Below are 15101 nucleotides of genomic sequence, written 5' to 3'. Positions count from 1 at the left end.
TCGTTTAGTCGCACGCGCTCGAGCTCGATGGTCGATCTAAAAAATTGGGAAGAAATAGCTCGGCTTGTTAGGAAATATTTCCGGTGCACGGTAGCGGCAGCTTTAGCGACTTCAGCCCAAGGCTCAAGCACACAAGAAAAGTACAAAGGGATTTTTTTATTTTTATCCCTTCTATTCTTAAGCTGCCACCTATCTACCAGACAAGATCGTGCAAAGATGAACGAGAAAATTCGCGGCTTCGACGGCCTGCGCGGCATCGCCGTGTTCCTGGTGTTTCTTCATCACAAGGCAATGGCCGAAGGAACCGGCTTGGGCCATCTGGGCGTATGGATATTTTTTGCGCTAAGCGGATTTTTGATCACCGACATATTGACGACACAGCGACGGTATATCGATGCAGGCACGAGTACGTTCGGCGCGGAGTTGAAACGCTTTCTGTATCGGCGGACGTTGCGCATTTTCCCGATCTACTATCTGCTGCTCGCCACGCTCGCGGTGCTGATGACCATGGGTTTCGCCGGCCCCGAGTTGGCGGGCGGCATGCCGTATCACTTCGTCTATTTGTCGAACTTCTGGATTGCGGATGTGCTGCATGCGTGGCCGGGCCGTTATTCGCACTTATGGAGCCTCTCGATCGAGGAGCAGTTTTATATCGTCTTCGCGCCACTGTTGCTTGGCCTTCGGGCAGATTGGCACGGGCGCATATGCTGGCTGGTGCTTGCGCTTGGGGTGGGCTCGCTCTTTACCATGAAGGCGCTGCACGACTCACCGATTGCAATCTACACGCATCCGCTAACCAATTTTTGGTTGCTTGCGCTTGGGGGTATAGGAGCCGCGTTCGTCAAGCGCAGTCGCTTGCGCGCGCCGCTTTACGCGGTCGTCATTATCTCTACGGTGATCGCGCTCTTGTGTTTTCAGGAACCCGAGTGGGAGCGCTTGGCCAATCCCTATTCATACACCGCGCTGTATGTTCTCTATGGCGCATGTATCGCAATGCTCGTTTGCGCGATAGCATGTAGCGCAAGCGGTCCGCTCTTGCGTGTGCTTGAGTGGGCGCCATTGGCGGCGCTAGGAAAGATTAGCTATGGATTTTATCTTTACCACGGCTTCATTCCCGACTTCTACAAGAGCGTGAGCGTCAAGGCGTTGTTTGGCGCGTCGGGTGTTCCATGGTGGGCGCGTTTTCTTTGCGTACTTGCGTCGTTTGCGCTGACGTGGATTCTGGCGCGGCTTTCGTGGCGTTTTATCGAAGCACCGATTTTACGGCTCAAGAATCGGCGCTTTATGCGGGTGTCAGTGCAAGGTCCGGCCAATGCCGAATTAAGCGGCGGGGAAGCACGCTGAAGCACTTGAGCACCAAGGTTTTTTTAGCGCTTCACAAAGATTATTTTTTGCGCTAAAGAATGCCGTCCTGCCGCGCTAGCCCATGCTTTAGGTCTTAGTGAAAAAACTGCTAAGTTTCGCTCAAAAAGTCTTGTGTTGTCATATTCGGACAAACCATAGTAATGGTATGCTTCCTGCACATATTCTTCATACACGAGCTGGACTACGCGTCGTGCGCCGGTTTGGTTAAATTGCTGCACCAAGAGCGAAAACCTTATCGGACGAATGCACCATTTTGTTGTTCGAGCAAACGTTTGCGAGTACCTCGAGATCCTTCGTTCGCGTGCTGACAAAGCCGGGGTTTGTGCTTCGTCGTCAGTGCTTGACCAGTACGCAGACCGATATCCGCAGCGCAGTCGACTGCATGGAGCAAAGCAATGTTTTTTAGCGAACTCAGCAATGAAGAGTGGGTATTGGTCTCCCAAATCATAGGAGAGAGCGAAGTCCGCGAGCATAGGCGCGGGCGTCCCAAAGCTCATCCACGCACAGTAGTCAATGCCGTGTTGTGGATTCTCACCACAGGCGAAACCTGGTCCAGATTGCCAAGCCATTACCCAACGGTTCCAACCTGCCGGCGCCGTTTCGTCGAATGGCAACTGAACGGCATTCTCATCGAGATCGTCAAGGTACTGGCGAACGCGGGCCGTTCTTTCGCCTATGTACCGCGTCAGCCGGTCACCGAAGCGGCGCCGCGTCCTGCGCCCGTGGCGTACGAATGTGACCGTCTGCGCGGTGTGTTTTGGCAGAACCCGGAGTCGTGGCAAACGCCGGGCGCCTTGCCGTTCAACAGTCTCGCGAGCACGCCACGGCGTCTGCCGGAAGCGCGCGACGTGGCGCAAGCCAATGCGTCCGTGCTGACGGTCAGGCGCATGCGCGCATCGCGTCCCGCGCGGCCGTACGAGGCGCCGTTGCCCTTCGAACCCGCGTGTCCGCCTGTCGTCGATGCGCGCGGCTACAACATCTATCCCATCGCGCGGCCGGTGTCCGGCAACATGTTTCGCGGGTGGGCGGAAATCGTGAAAGACGGGCGGCGTATCGAGCGTTCCGGTCTGATCGGGCCGCGCTTCGCTTCGTCGGATGAAGCGCGCACGTATGCGCTCGAATGGGCGCGGCGCTGGATCGCGGCCGAAGCCACGCGCGGCGATACACCCGATGAAGTGGACATGGAGTCCGCTCAAGTCATGCAGCCTGAAGAGCGACCGGTCGAGCGCATGACGCTCGAGATGCGCGACTAAAAATACGACGCGCGGACCAGCTTCTTAAGGCTGGCCCGCGCACTCTTGCTTAGAGCTTAATTTCTGCCGTAAGTATCTTCGAATCGCACTATGTCGTCTTCGCCGAGATAAGTCCCCGACTGCACCTCGATGATTTCAAGCGGCATCTTCCCCGGATTTTCCAGCCTGTGTTGAATGCCGATAGGGATATACGTCGACTCGTTCTCGGCCAGAATAAACGTTTCCGTTCCCCGTGTGACGAGCGCCGTTCCCCGCACCACGACCCAATGCTCGGCGCGATGATGATGCATCTGCAATGAAAGGCGCGCGCCCGGTTTGACGACAATGCGCTTGACCTGGAAGCGGTCGCCCTGATCGACCGAATCGTAATGTCCCCACGGCCGGTGCACCTTGCGATGATCCGCAGCCTCCGTGCCGCGCTCGGACTTGATGCGCCCGACGATTGCCTTAACGTCTTGCGCGCAAGATTTATCGGCAACGAGGATTGCATCGGCCGTTTCGACCACCACGAGATTTTGCGTACCCACGCACGCAATAAGCCGCCCTTCGGAATGCGCATAAGTCGATGAAGCGCCCTGGAACATCACGCGTCCGCGCGCGACATTCGAGGAATCGTCCTTAGGCAATATGTTCCAGATCGCATCCCATGAGCCGACATCGGACCAGCCTGCGTCGAGCGGCACGACAGCACCCGTGAAGGCCTCCGTGGCGCGTTCACCCGCAAGTTGCTCCATCACCGCATAGTCGATCGAATCCGACGGCGACGCCGCGAACGAATCGCGATCCAGCCGGAAGAACTCGCCATCGTCGCTGCCTTTATCGAATGCCGCGACGCACGCTGCATGAATAGCCGGCTGATAGTGTTCGATAGCTGCAACCCAAGTCGATGCGCGCACGATAAAAATGCCGGCATTCCAGCCATATTCGCCCGATTCCAGATACTGACGCGCGAGTTCGAGATGCGGCTTTTCGACGAAGCGCTCCAGCTTCCACGCGCCGCACGGCAGAGCTTCACCGCTCTTGATGTAGCCGTAGCCCGTTTCCGCATGCGAAGGCACGACACTCAAGGTGACGATCGCCCCTTGCTCCGCGCATTGCGCGCCGGTCGCAATCGCTCGATGAAACTCGTCCTGATTTGCAACCACATGATCGGCGGGCATGACGACGAGCACCGCATCTTCGCCCGCGCGTAACGCATGAATGGCCGCTGCAGTCAGCGCGGGCGCCGTGTTGCGCGGCACGGGTTCGAGCACGAGCCGCGCGCGCCGGCCTTGGCCGCGCAGTTGTTCAGCCGTCGTGAAGCGATGCTCCTCATTGCACACGATGATGGCATCCGCCACGCGCAACGTCTTCTCCGCGGACACCGAGCCAAGACCATCGAGCCGATTGGCAGTGGCCTGCAGCAACGACTGCTCGCCAATGAGACCGATGAGCTGCTTGGGAAAATGTTCGCGCGACATTGGCCAAAGACGAGTGCCCGAACCACCTGCAAGGATCACGGGTTGAATGGCTAGGCGCGTGTCTGCGGCGACCGTGGCGAGCACGGTATCTGAAGCGTTCATAAAAAGCCTCCTGGCGTTGATCGCCTAATTCGGTAAGGCAATTTTTAGCACGCAGCAAAAGAGACGTTAAAACAAAAAAATCATGACGCGGCGCTGCATTTATTCATTGAAAGCAACCGCGACTGTCATGCGTTCGAGTGCCCGAATATTTTTCGCTAAGCGAGCCGATGCCTGCAAAGCCCCGTCCAGCAAGGGGGTCTTGAGCAAATAATTCTAAAAAAATCAGGCTGAACACGCAGACATATTTTCGCGGTTGCGGCGCCTTAATTATTCCGATTCCATATGCCTGAACAGCGGATGGACAAGAGCACTCAAGCAATTTGCTGGCGACTCCATCCGCGACAAGACGAATATGCGGGCGATCTTTCTTCCAGGGGTAAAGCGATGCTGAGCGTGCTATCGAGAGTCGTCGACATTGCCATGGCGGTGCTGGGCGCAGCGCTCGGCGCGTCGCTCTATGCGGGCGCTTTCGTATGGGTCGACGACGTGGAAGGCACCATGCTCGCGTTTTCATGCGTGCTGATGGTGATGACGTTTCCGTCTCTCGGCATCTATCAATCATGGCGCGGCAAGCCGTTCTATGACCTGCTGCTGCGCTTGATCGCGGCTTGGATTCTGGTCGAAAGCGCGGGCGTGCTGCTCACCTTCAGCATTCATCGCGCGGAGTCGCTGTCGCGCTTGTGGCTGATTTACTGGGCTGCGTCGACCATCGGTTTGTTGATCGTCACCAAGACCGTGATTTATACGGCGCTCAGGTTTATCCGCCGCGAAGGCTTCAATCAGAAGACGGTGGCTATCGTCGGCTCGGCGCCTTATGCGAAGTTCCTGATTGGCCAGATGCGCAATCGTCCCGAAGCGGGCTTTAGCCCCGTGCTCGTCTTCGACTTGCAACTCGACGCAAACGATTCACCCTTGCAAGGCGATGCCTTCAAGGGCGTGCCTATCGAACGCGATCTCGCGGAATTGACCAAGCGTGTGCGCGGCCGTGCGATTCGCGAACTATGGCTTGCCTTGCCGATTTCCGAAGAGCAGACCATTCACCGCCTCGTGAACGAGTTTCGCGACGACTTCGTGAACGTGCGCTTCATTCCGGATGTCCGCAGCCTCTCGTTCTTCAGCAACGCGGTGGTGGATTTGCTCGGCGTGCCCGCGATCAACCTGGCGGCATCGCCGATCACGGATGTGAAAGTGCTTCCCAAGCTCGTCTTCGATCGCGTCTTCGCCGCTCTGGTGCTACTTGGCATGGCGCCGTTGCTCGCGGTGATCGCGTTGATGGTGAAGCTCTCGTCGCCTGGACCGGTGTTTTTCAAGCAAAAGCGCAAGGGGATCGACGGATACGAGTTCGAGATCTACAAGTTTCGTTCGATGAAGGTACACACCGAAGCCAGCGGGCAAATAACGCAAGCGCGTCGCGGCGACAAGCGCGTGACGAAGGTCGGGGCGTTCCTGCGGCGCACGAGTCTGGATGAGCTTCCGCAGTTCATCAACGTGCTTCGCGGCGAGATGTCGGTGGTCGGGCCGCGGCCGCACGCGCTCGAACACGACGATATCTACAAGGACCTCGTCAAAGGCTACATGCATCGCTACCGCATCAAGCCGGGTATCACGGGATGGGCGCAAGTGAACGGCTATCGCGGCGAGACGGATCGCATCGAAAAGATGTCGGGACGCGTGAAGCTGGATCTCTACTACATGCAGCACTGGACCTTCGGACTCGACATGAAGATCGTCGCGCTAACGCTGTGGAAGGGCTTTGCAGGCGCAAACGCGTATTGATCGGCAGACAAAGTAGTTAGCGATGCAACGATATTTTCACTACTTGGAGCAGGACCATGAAACTGACGATCATCGGCAGCGGCTACGTGGGGCTCGTAACCGGCGCATGCCTCGCGGACATCGGCAATGAAGTACTGTGTCTCGACGTCGATCGACGCAAGATCGCCATTCTCAACAGCGGCGGAATTCCGATCCACGAGCCGGGACTCAAGGAAGTGATCGATCGCAATCGCGAAGCGGGGCGGCTCTCGTTTTCGTCGAATGTGCAGCAGGCGGTCGAACATGGCGAGATGCTGTTTATCGCGGTGGGTACGCCATCCGACGAAGACGGCTCCGCCGATTTGCAATACGTGCTCGGCGCCGCGCGCGATATCGGCCGCTATATGAACGGCTTCAAGGTCGTGGTCGATAAATCCACCGTTCCGGTTGGCACCGCTCGACGCGTGAAGGCTGCGATAGAAACCGAGTTGGCCGGACGCGGCGTCAATCACATGTTCTCGGTGGTCTCGAACCCCGAGTTCCTCAAGGAAGGCGCGGCGATAGAAGACTTCACGCGGCCCGACCGCATCGTGATTGGTTGCGACGACGACGTGCCCGGCGAGCGCGCCCGCGATCGCATGAAGCGCCTCTATGCGCCATTCAACCGCAATCACGAACGCACGCTCTACATGGACGTGCAGTCGGCGGAATTCACGAAGTATGCGGCCAACGCAATGCTCGCCACGCGCATCTCTTTCATGAACGAGCTCGCGAATTTCGCGGACCGTGTGGGCGCCGATATCGAAGCGGTGCGGCGCGGCATCGGTTCGGACCCGCGTATCGGTTATGACTTTCTGTACGCGGGCTGCGGCTATGGCGGTTCGTGCTTTCCGAAGGACGTGCGTTCGCTGATCCAGACCGCGACGGAATTCGGCCATGAGATGAGCATTCTCAAGGCGGTCTCGAACGTCAACGAGGCGCAGAAAGATACGCTCACGCGCAAGATCGTCGAACGTTTCGGCGACGATCTCACGGGACGCACCATCGCGCTTTGGGGCCTTGCGTTCAAGCCCAATACCGACGACATGCGCGATGCGCCGAGCCGCGTGCTGGCCGCTGCGTTGCTCGAACGCGGCGCATCCATCGTGGCTTACGATCCCGTCGCCGTGGATGAGGCGCGCCGCGTCTTTGCCATCGACCTGCACGACAAGCCCGATGCGCTCGGACGTCTCACGTATGCGAACAATCACAAGCAAGCGCTCGACGGCGCGGATGCACTCGTGATCGTCACCGAATGGAAAGTCTTCAAGAGCCCCGATTTCGACGCGATCAAGCGGCGTCTCAAGACACCCGTGATCTTCGATGGCCGCAATCTTTACGAGCCGGAAACCCTCCAGGAAATGGGTATCGAGTATCACGCGATCGGGCGCGGCGTGCGCCACGTCGAACGTGACGTGACGGCGAGCGTGGCCTAGAGCGCGCGCATGTTCGGAAGCGTATTGATCGTCTGTCACGCCAACATCTGCAGAAGCCCCGCCGCCGAAGCGCTCTTTCGTGCGCATCTCGCGCGGCGCGGTGGCCGTCCGATCGAGTTTCGTTCGGCGGGTCTCTATGCGCATGAAGGCGACGACATCGACCCGACCATGCAGCGTCTGCTCGCCGAACTGGGGCTGGATTCGTCGGGGCATCGCTCGCGCCGCTTCAATCGTCAAATGGCGCGCGAAGCCGAATTGATCCTCGTGCCCGAGCGCAAACAGATCGATGCGATTTCACGACTCGCGCCCACGACCCGCGGCAAGGTGCATCTCTTAGGCAAGTGGGAAGACTCGGAGGTGACAGACCCGTATGGCGGCCATGAAGCCGCTTATCGGGAGAGTTTCGGACTCATCGAACGTCTGGTCCTTGGATGGCTAAACAAAATATGCTGATTTCGCGCTTGTCTAAGTACTCGATTTTGCTGACGACCCTTTTGTCGGCCTTGATTGCCGGATGTGCCGCCACACCGGGAAACTTCCTGAACACATCGCGTCTGCAGGACAACGACCCCACGCCGACCGCGACCTATCCCGTGCGTCTGATCACGGCGCAAGTCGTCGCAGAGGAAATGACCGCGCCAGAAGTCGCGCAACCCTTGCCGCCCGCGCGCTTCGCCGACGAATCGCAATACGTTTATCGCGTGGCGCCGCAGGACATTCTAGGCGTAACGCTCTGGGATCACCCCGAACTGACGACGCCGCAAGGCAGCACCCTGTCGATGGGCGGCAACACCACGCAAACCGTCGCGGGCGCGCTGGCGCAGCCTTATACGCAGGCTTTGCCGGGACAGGCCGATCCATACGGTCAGACGGTCTCCGCGGACGGCTACATCTTCTTTCCGTTCATCGGCAAGACGCGTGTGGCGGGCAAGACCGTCGGCGAGATTCGCGACGAACTCGCGGCCAAGCTCTCGCCGTATATCAAGAACCCGCAGCTCGATGTGCGCGTGCTGGCCTATCGCAGTCAAAAGATCGCGGTGACGGGCGAAGTGAAGACGCCGGGTCCGCTCGCCGTGAGCGATGTACCGCTCACGCTCGTCGATGCCATCACGCGTTCTGGCGGCACGACGACAGAAGCCGACCTGCAGCGCGTGCGCCTCACGCGCGGCGGCAAGCTCTATGTACTCGATGCAAACGGCATGCTCGATCGCGGCGATGTCTCGCAGAACGTCATGCTGCAATCGGGCGACATCCTCAACATCCCGGACCGCTACGACAGCCGCATCTTCGTGATGGGTGAAGTGAAGACGCCGATGCCGGTGAACATGGTGCGCGGCCGTGCATCGATTGCGGATGCGCTCACGCAAGCGGGCGGCGTGCTCGATACCGACGCCAACGTGCGCCAGATTTATGTCGTGCGCGGCGTGCGTGCGAATCCTTCGCAGCCGGACATCTATCGCCTGGACATGTCGCAACCGGATTCGCTCTTGCTGTCGACGCAGTTTCAGCTTCGTCCGCAAGACGTGGTCTATGTCGGAACGGCCGGCGCGGTGCAGTTCAATCGCCTGATCAATCAGGTGCTGCCGACGCTGCAGACGATCTTCTACCTGAAGCAACTGACGCGCTGAGCGTTTCAACCATTACCCGTGGCGGGAGCCGAATCGTGGATATGCAAGCTCATCCTTATTTGCAAAAGCCGGATGAAGAGGACGTGGTCCTCGGCAATCTGATCCAGGCCGTGATCGACGATATCTGGTGGCTGATCGGCGTCGCTGCTTTCGTCATCGCGGCGGCGGCCGTGTACTGCTATCTCGCGCGGCCCATCTACTCCGCCGACGCGCACGTGCGCGTCGAGACCAACGACAACACGTCGCAAGCGCTGACGCAGACGCAGACGGGTCAGGCCATCAACAGCGGATCGAGCGCGCTGCCGACGGATGCGGAAATAGAGATCATCAAGAGCCGTGGCGTGGTCGCGCCGGTGGTCGATCAATGCAAGCTGAACTTCGCGGTATCGCCCATGACGATGCCGTTTTTCGGCAGCATCGCGGCGCGGTTCGCGACGCCCGGCCAGCCCGCGAAACCTTGGTTCGGCATGACGAAATACGCGTGGGGCGGCGAGGTGATCGACGTCGATTCCGTCGATGTCGAACCGCGCTACGAAGGCAAGGACCTGATCCTCACCGCACTCGGCGATGAACGTTTTTCGCTCGTCGATCCGGACGGTCATGCGCTCTTGCAAGGCAGGGCCGGCGCAAGCGCAAGCGGCAATGGCGTGACGCTGCTGGTGACGAAGCTCGTGGCGCGCCCCGGCACGCAGTTCAAGGTAATGCGCGCGAACGACCTGAGCGCCATCGGCGCGTTTCAATCGGGTATCACGGTGACGGAGCAAGGCAAGCAGACCGGCGTGATTCAAATATCGCTCGAAAATCAGAATCCGGACAAGGCGGCGGAAATCGCCAATGCGCTGGCGCAGTCTTATCTGCGTCAGCATATCGAGAGCAAGCAGGCCGACGCCAGCAAGATGCTCGAATTCCTGCGCAGCGAAGAGCCGCGTCTGAAGTCCGATCTTCAGCGCGCGGAAGCGGCTTTGACCGAGTATCAAAGGCAAGCGGGCGTCATCAACGCAAGCGACGAAGCCAAGGTCTATCTCGAAGGCAGCATCAACTATGAAGCGCAGATTTCCGCGCTACGTTTGCAGATTTCGTCGCTCGAGCAGCGTTACGGTAACGCGCATCCCGCATTGCAGACCGCGCGCGATCAGCTCTCGCAACTCGAAGTGCAACGCGAACGTTATGCATCGCGTTTTCGCGATCTGCCGCAATCCGAAGTGAAGGCGGTCGCCTTGCAGCGCGATGCAAAAGTGGCCGAAGACATCTACGTGCTGCTGCTCAATCGCGTGCAGGAATTGTCCGTGCAGCGCGCGGGAACGGGCGGCAACGTGCATATCGTGGATGCCGCGCTGCGTCCGGGCGATCCCATCAAGCCGAAGAAAGTACTCATCATGTCGGCGGCCGTGATTCTCGGCTTGATCCTCGGCACGGGTTTCGTGTTTGCGCGGCGCGCGATCTTCAAGGGCATCGACGATCCGGAAAGACTCGAACGTGTCGCTGCATTGCCTATCTTCGGCCTCGTGCCGCAAAGCGCGGAACAGATCAAGTTCGATACCGACGCGCGCCGCTATCAGAACCGTGGCGATCGTCTGCGCGAGACGCCGATCCTCGCGACCATGCGTCCGAACGATGTCACCGTCGAGATCATGCGCAGCCTGCGCACGTCGATTCAATTCGCGTTGATGGAATCGCGCAATCGCGTCGTCATGTTCACGGGGCCAGCAGCAGGCGTCGGCAAGAGCTTTCTGGCGGTGAATCTTGCCGTGCTGCTCGCGGCGACCGGCAAGAAAGTCTTGCTGATCGACGCCGACATGCGACGCGGCAAGCTCGAACGTTCCTTCGACGGCGAACGCGTGCCGGGTCTTGCCGAGTTGCTTGCGGGGAACATCGGGCTCGAAGAAGCGATACGCACGACGCGCATTCCATCGCTTGGGTTTCTTGCCGCGGGCAAGCGTCCGGAGAATCCTTCGGAGCTATTGATGTCGCCGCGTCTTCAGCAGTATCTCGATGGCCTGAGCCGCGCGTACGACGCAATCATCGTCGATACGCCGCCGGTGCTCGCAGTCACGGATGCGCTGATCGTCGGCAAGCTCGCGGGCGCCAACTTCCTCGTGCTGCGCTCCGGCGCACATAACGAAGCGGAGATCAGCGAAGCCACGCGCCGTTTGCGCACGGCGGGCATCGCGGTGCAGGGCGCGATTCTCAATGGCACGCCATTGCGGGCACGCGGCTACGGGCGCTCGCATTACGCGAGCACGGAAGAATATTTGAGCGCATGAAGTCGATTCGAGAGGAACGAGCCATGACTCTGAAAGTTTCCGTGGTGGTGCCGACTTATCGGCGCCCGGCGGACCTTAAGCGCTGTCTTGCCGCATTGCGCGCGCAGACGCATTTGCCCGATGAAGTGCTGGTCATTGCGCGTCCGGAAGACGATGCGACCGCGCGACGTCTCGCCATCGAGATGAAAAGCGCGAACGGCTTTACGTTGCGCGTGATCGATACCGGCGCGGGTGGCCAGGTCGCCGCACTCAATCGCGGGCTGGAGGCCGCGCAGGGCGACATCATCGCCATCACGGACGACGATGCGGCGCCGCGCCCCGACTGGACCGCGCGCATCGTCACGGCATTCGCGCGCGATACGCGGCTCGGCGCAATCGGCGGACGCGACTGGGTCCACGAGAAAGGCCGCGTGCTGGATACGTCGCGCGAGGAGGTGGGCGTGATCCGGCGCACGGGGCGCATTGTCGGCAATCATCATCTCGGCGTGGGCGCGGCGCGCCGTGTTCGCATGCTGAAGGGTGCGAACATGAGCTATCGGCGCGTGGCCGTGGCGATGCTGCGCTTCGATACACGTTTGCGCGGCGCGGGCGCGCAAGTGCATAACGACATGGCCTTCAGCATGAGCGTGGAGCGCGCGGGATGGCATGTGATGTACGACCCGCTGATCGCGGTGGATCACTTCCCGGCAGAACGTTTCGACGATGATCGCCGCGACGCGCAAACGCTCAACGCATTAAAGGACGCGGCCTACAACTTCCACCTGATCCTGAGCGAACAACTGGCATCGTTCGATCGCGAGGTCGCGTGGCTTTGGTATGCGTTGATCGGTACGCGCGTGTATCCGGGTGCGCTGCACGCGCTTGCTGCCGCGCGTTTCGGATTGCCGCGCGCATGGCAACGCTGGCGCGCGGTCCGACGAGGCGCATATGAAGCGCGCCGCGATGCACGACATTCGCGCGATGACGCCACGCAATCCATTCATGCCGCGAGGACGCTATGACTCACGTGCACGTGCATCTCTTTCATGGCGCGGACCCACGGCACTACCGTTCCGGCGACAAGATCGGCTGCCTCTACGGCTATCACCATGCCGAATCGCCGGAGTTCGTGCTTTCCTATTCACGCGATGCCGCCGAAGGTAAGCCGATGCGCATCTTGCGGCGCGCGCTGAAGGCGATCGTAGGGTTCGACTTCATTCATACGTGGCGCAACCGCGATGACATCTTGTCCTCGGATGTCGTATGGACGCATACGGAGCACGAGCATCTTTCGGTCGCGCTGTTGCTGCTTCTCAAAGGCCGGCGCAAGGAATCGCCAGGCTCGCCGCTCTTGCTCGCGCAGTCGATCTGGTTGCTCGACAAGTGGGCGGGTTATGGCGCGTTACGTCGCTGGGTGTATCGCAAGCTGATCGACCGGGCCGATATTCTCACCACGCATTCCAGCGTGAATGCAGCGCTGGTGCGCGAATACTTCGACCGTGAAGCGACCCAAGTCTTCTATGGTTTGAACATGCAGGACTTCACGGTGCAAGCGCCGCGCGAATGGACGCCGCACGCGCCGGTGCGCATCGGCGCAATTGGCAATGACCGTGACCGCGACTGGCCGACGCTTGCCGCCGCGTTTCGCAACGACGCGCGTTATGAAGTGCGAATTGCAACGCGTCGCCGGGTGCCGGCGGCCTTGCGCGCATCGAATGTTCATGTGGCGCCTGCAATCGGTCTCAAGGCCGCCCGCGAGGTCTACGATTGGGCCGACGTGATCGTCGTGCCATTGCGCGCGAATACGCATGCCTCGGGGCTGACGGTGCTGCTCGAAGCCATCGCGCTTGGCAAGCCCGTGATCGTCACCGATGTCGGTGGCCTGCGCGACTACTTCGGCGCAGGACATGTCGCCTATGTGCCCGCGCACGATTCCGCCGCCATGCGCCGCGCGCTCGATGAAATGCGCTCGAACCCGGCGCTTGCGCTTCATCGCGCACAAGCGGCGCTGCGGCATTTCATCGAGCAGGACTACACCACGCGGGAATTCGCGCTGCAGCACGTGAGGATTACGCGTGAGGCGCTGCGTCCTTCGTTCGGACGCAACATGCATACGCGTTCACAACCGACGCACCGCACGAGTTGATGCGATGACCGCACCCACGCTTCCTCATTCCCCACGCGCCCCACGCGATCTCGCCGGTCGCATCGGCAAGGTCAGCGAGGACTCGACGCACACGCGCAAGGGCGCACCGGAGTGGACCGCGCAAGCCATCGTCTGGGGCTTGACGACGCTGCTCGTGCTCGCCAAGCAAGGCACCGTGCTCACGCTCGCCTTCCCGTTGATGGCCACGCTTGCAGCGCTATGGCTCTACTTCAAGAGTCCTGCGCGTTATGTGGGCTTCATGTGGTGGGTCTGGTTTCTGAGCCCCGAAGTGCGGCGTCTCGCGGACTGGGGCAAGGGCGGCTTCACGCCGACGAGTCTCATTCAGATTGCGCCACTCGTCGTCACGATGATCTGCGGCATCACGCTCTTGCGGCAATATCGCGTGCTTGCGCAACGGCGCGGCCTGCCGGTGCTGCTGATGCTGCTCGGTATCGCGTATGCGTATCTCATCGGGGTGGCTGCGAGCGGGCCGATGGCCGCCACTTACGACCTCGCCAACTGGCTTTATCCGGTGCTGATCGGCTTTCACATTCTCGTGAATGCGCACGAGTATCCGAAGTATCGCAAGGTCATGCTCGACACGTTCGTGTGGGGCCTCTTCATCATGGGCGCATACGGCATCGTGCAATTCTTCGTCATGCCGCCGTGGGACGCCATGTGGATGATCGGCTCGCAGATGAACTCGCAAGGCGAGCCGGTGCCGCTCGGCGTGCGCGTATTCAGCACGATGAACTCGTCAGGGCCGTTTGCGCTCGTGGTCATGGCCGCGCTGACCTTCGTGATGGCGGGCACGCAGCGCATCAAATGGATCGCGGGCGGTCTCGGCTTCGTATCGTTCGGTCTTTCGCTCGTGCGCTCGGCGTGGGGCGGATGGATCATCTCGATGGTGTTGCAGCTCATCAAGGCAAGCAACCGCGTGCGCTTGCGGATACTGCTTGGCGCCATCGTGCTCGTCGGAATCTCGATCCCTTTGATGACCGTCGGGCCGATTGCCGACCGTCTGGGCACGCGTCTGCAGACCATGACCAACCTGAGCGACGACAGCAGCTACGCGGCACGCAACGAGTTCTATGCGAACTTCATGGTGACCGCTTTCACCGATGTCACCGGCGAAGGTTTTGGCGCTACCGGAACCTCGACGAAACTCGCGAGCGCAAACGGTGATCTTGGCAAATACGGCAGCTTCGATAGCGGCCTCATGAACGTGCCGTTCGTGCTCGGATGGCCCGGAGGATTGATGTATGTCGCGGGCGTGGGCCTCTTGCTCGTGCGTGCGTTACGCGCTTCATTTTCCCTGCGCGACGACAAGTTCGCGCAAGCGTGCCTGAGTCTTTCATTTTCGATGGTCGGCATTCTCGTGTTCGCGAACACCTTCGTCAGCACGGGCGGATCGTTGCTGTTCATGAGCCTCTTTTCGATCATCGCCGCGCGCCATCATGCCAAGCTCACGCGCCGGCGCGCCACGTTTTCTCCTTCCATCACGAGGTCAAGCCGATGAAGATCGCGATCGTCACGCACGTCGCGCGTCATAACGACGGCCAGGGGCGCGTCAACTACGAGATTGCACGCGCGGCGCTCGCGGAAGGGCATGACGTGACGCTGATTGCGTCGCATGTTGCGCCCGAACTGCTGCAAAACCCGCGATTGCGCTGG

11 protein-coding genes and 1 pseudogene are annotated in these 15101 nt (G+C 60.2%); 11 read left to right on the top strand and 1 reads right to left on the bottom strand.

Going from position 1 to position 15101, the window contains the following annotated elements; all coding sequences use genetic code 11:
- Positions 1-27 precede the first annotated feature (27 nt).
- Positions 28-1344, top strand: a complete 1317-nt coding sequence (locus P9250_RS04800; RefSeq protein WP_310391454.1) for an acyltransferase — start codon at positions 28-30, stop codon at positions 1342-1344.
- Between the two features lie 416 nt (positions 1345-1760).
- Positions 1761-2618 (top strand): transposase, encoded by an 858-nt coding sequence (locus P9250_RS04795; RefSeq protein ID WP_250494223.1) that lies wholly within the window; start codon positions 1761-1763, stop codon positions 2616-2618.
- Between the two features lie 56 nt (positions 2619-2674).
- On the opposite strand, the gene P9250_RS04790 is transcribed toward P9250_RS04795, so the two are convergent.
- Positions 2675-4180: a mannose-1-phosphate guanylyltransferase/mannose-6-phosphate isomerase gene (locus tag P9250_RS04790; RefSeq protein ID WP_244829974.1), complete on the bottom strand. Its 1506-nt coding sequence runs from the start codon at positions 4178-4180 to the stop codon at positions 2675-2677.
- A 384-nt stretch (positions 4181-4564) separates the two neighbouring features.
- Between P9250_RS04790 and P9250_RS04785 the strand changes: the two genes are divergently transcribed.
- From P9250_RS04785 to P9250_RS04745, 9 genes and pseudogenes are all read left to right on the top strand, one after another.
- The gene (locus P9250_RS04785; RefSeq protein ID WP_250510793.1) at positions 4565-5956 is read left to right on the top strand and encodes an undecaprenyl-phosphate glucose phosphotransferase; all 1392 of its coding nucleotides are present in this window, start codon (positions 4565-4567) and stop codon (positions 5954-5956) included.
- Between the two features lie 56 nt (positions 5957-6012).
- Positions 6013-7410, top strand: coding sequence for a UDP-glucose/GDP-mannose dehydrogenase family protein (locus tag P9250_RS04780; RefSeq protein ID WP_310391452.1), 1398 nt, complete (start codon positions 6013-6015; stop codon positions 7408-7410).
- 9 nt (positions 7411-7419) lie between these two features.
- The gene (locus P9250_RS04775) at positions 7420-7863 is read left to right on the top strand and encodes a low molecular weight protein-tyrosine-phosphatase (protein WP_310391450.1); all 444 of its coding nucleotides are present in this window, start codon (positions 7420-7422) and stop codon (positions 7861-7863) included.
- Positions 7842-9038 (top strand): polysaccharide biosynthesis/export family protein, encoded by a 1197-nt coding sequence (locus P9250_RS04770; RefSeq protein WP_409014806.1) that lies wholly within the window; start codon positions 7842-7844, stop codon positions 9036-9038. Before P9250_RS04775 ends, P9250_RS04770 begins: the two co-directional genes overlap by 22 nt.
- 32 nt (positions 9039-9070) lie before the next feature.
- Complete coding sequence (locus P9250_RS04765; RefSeq protein ID WP_409014857.1) at positions 9071-11302, top strand: polysaccharide biosynthesis tyrosine autokinase; 2232 nt, start codon at positions 9071-9073, stop codon at positions 11300-11302.
- A 29-nt stretch (positions 11303-11331) separates the two neighbouring features.
- On the top strand, positions 11332-12303 hold the full coding sequence (locus P9250_RS04760; protein ID WP_250528112.1) for a glycosyltransferase family 2 protein: 972 nt from the start codon (positions 11332-11334) through the stop codon (positions 12301-12303).
- Positions 12300-13427 (top strand): glycosyltransferase, encoded by a 1128-nt coding sequence (locus P9250_RS04755; RefSeq protein WP_310391449.1) that lies wholly within the window; start codon positions 12300-12302, stop codon positions 13425-13427. The genes P9250_RS04760 and P9250_RS04755 overlap by 4 nt, the downstream gene beginning before the upstream one ends.
- Positions 13428-13431: 4 nt before the next feature.
- Complete coding sequence (locus P9250_RS04750; protein WP_310391448.1) at positions 13432-14946, top strand: glucose-6-phosphate isomerase; 1515 nt, start codon at positions 13432-13434, stop codon at positions 14944-14946.
- A pseudogene (locus P9250_RS04745) lies at positions 14943-15101 on the top strand (glycosyltransferase family 1 protein); the annotation flags it as partial. The gene P9250_RS04750 and the pseudogene P9250_RS04745, both read left to right, overlap by 4 nt.

Origin of the sequence: Caballeronia sp. LP006, assembly GCF_031450995.1 — a bacterium.
Lineage (GTDB): Bacteria > Pseudomonadota > Gammaproteobacteria > Burkholderiales > Burkholderiaceae > Caballeronia.
This window is presented reverse-complemented; position numbering and strand designations above follow the sequence as displayed.

Bases quoted from the DNA above. Each gene is read 5' to 3' on its own strand.
- P9250_RS04800 (WP_310391454.1), top strand. From the start codon at position 28: ATGGTCGATCTAAAAAATTGGGAAGAAATAGCTCGGCTTGTTAGGAAA.
- P9250_RS04795 (WP_250494223.1), top strand. From the start codon at position 1,761: ATGTTTTTTAGCGAACTCAGCAATGAAGAGTGGGTATTGGTCTCCCAA.
- P9250_RS04790 (WP_244829974.1), bottom strand. From the start codon at position 4,180: ATGAACGCTTCAGATACCGTGCTCGCCACGGTCGCCGCAGACACGCGC.
- P9250_RS04785 (WP_250510793.1), top strand. From the start codon at position 4,565: ATGCTGAGCGTGCTATCGAGAGTCGTCGACATTGCCATGGCGGTGCTG.
- P9250_RS04780 (WP_310391452.1), top strand. From the start codon at position 6,013: ATGAAACTGACGATCATCGGCAGCGGCTACGTGGGGCTCGTAACCGGC.
- P9250_RS04775 (WP_310391450.1), top strand. From the start codon at position 7,420: ATGTTCGGAAGCGTATTGATCGTCTGTCACGCCAACATCTGCAGAAGC.
- P9250_RS04770 (WP_409014806.1), top strand. From the start codon at position 7,842: ATGGCTAAACAAAATATGCTGATTTCGCGCTTGTCTAAGTACTCGATT.
- P9250_RS04755 (WP_310391449.1), top strand. From the start codon at position 12,300: ATGACTCACGTGCACGTGCATCTCTTTCATGGCGCGGACCCACGGCAC.
- P9250_RS04750 (WP_310391448.1), top strand. From the start codon at position 13,432: ATGACCGCACCCACGCTTCCTCATTCCCCACGCGCCCCACGCGATCTC.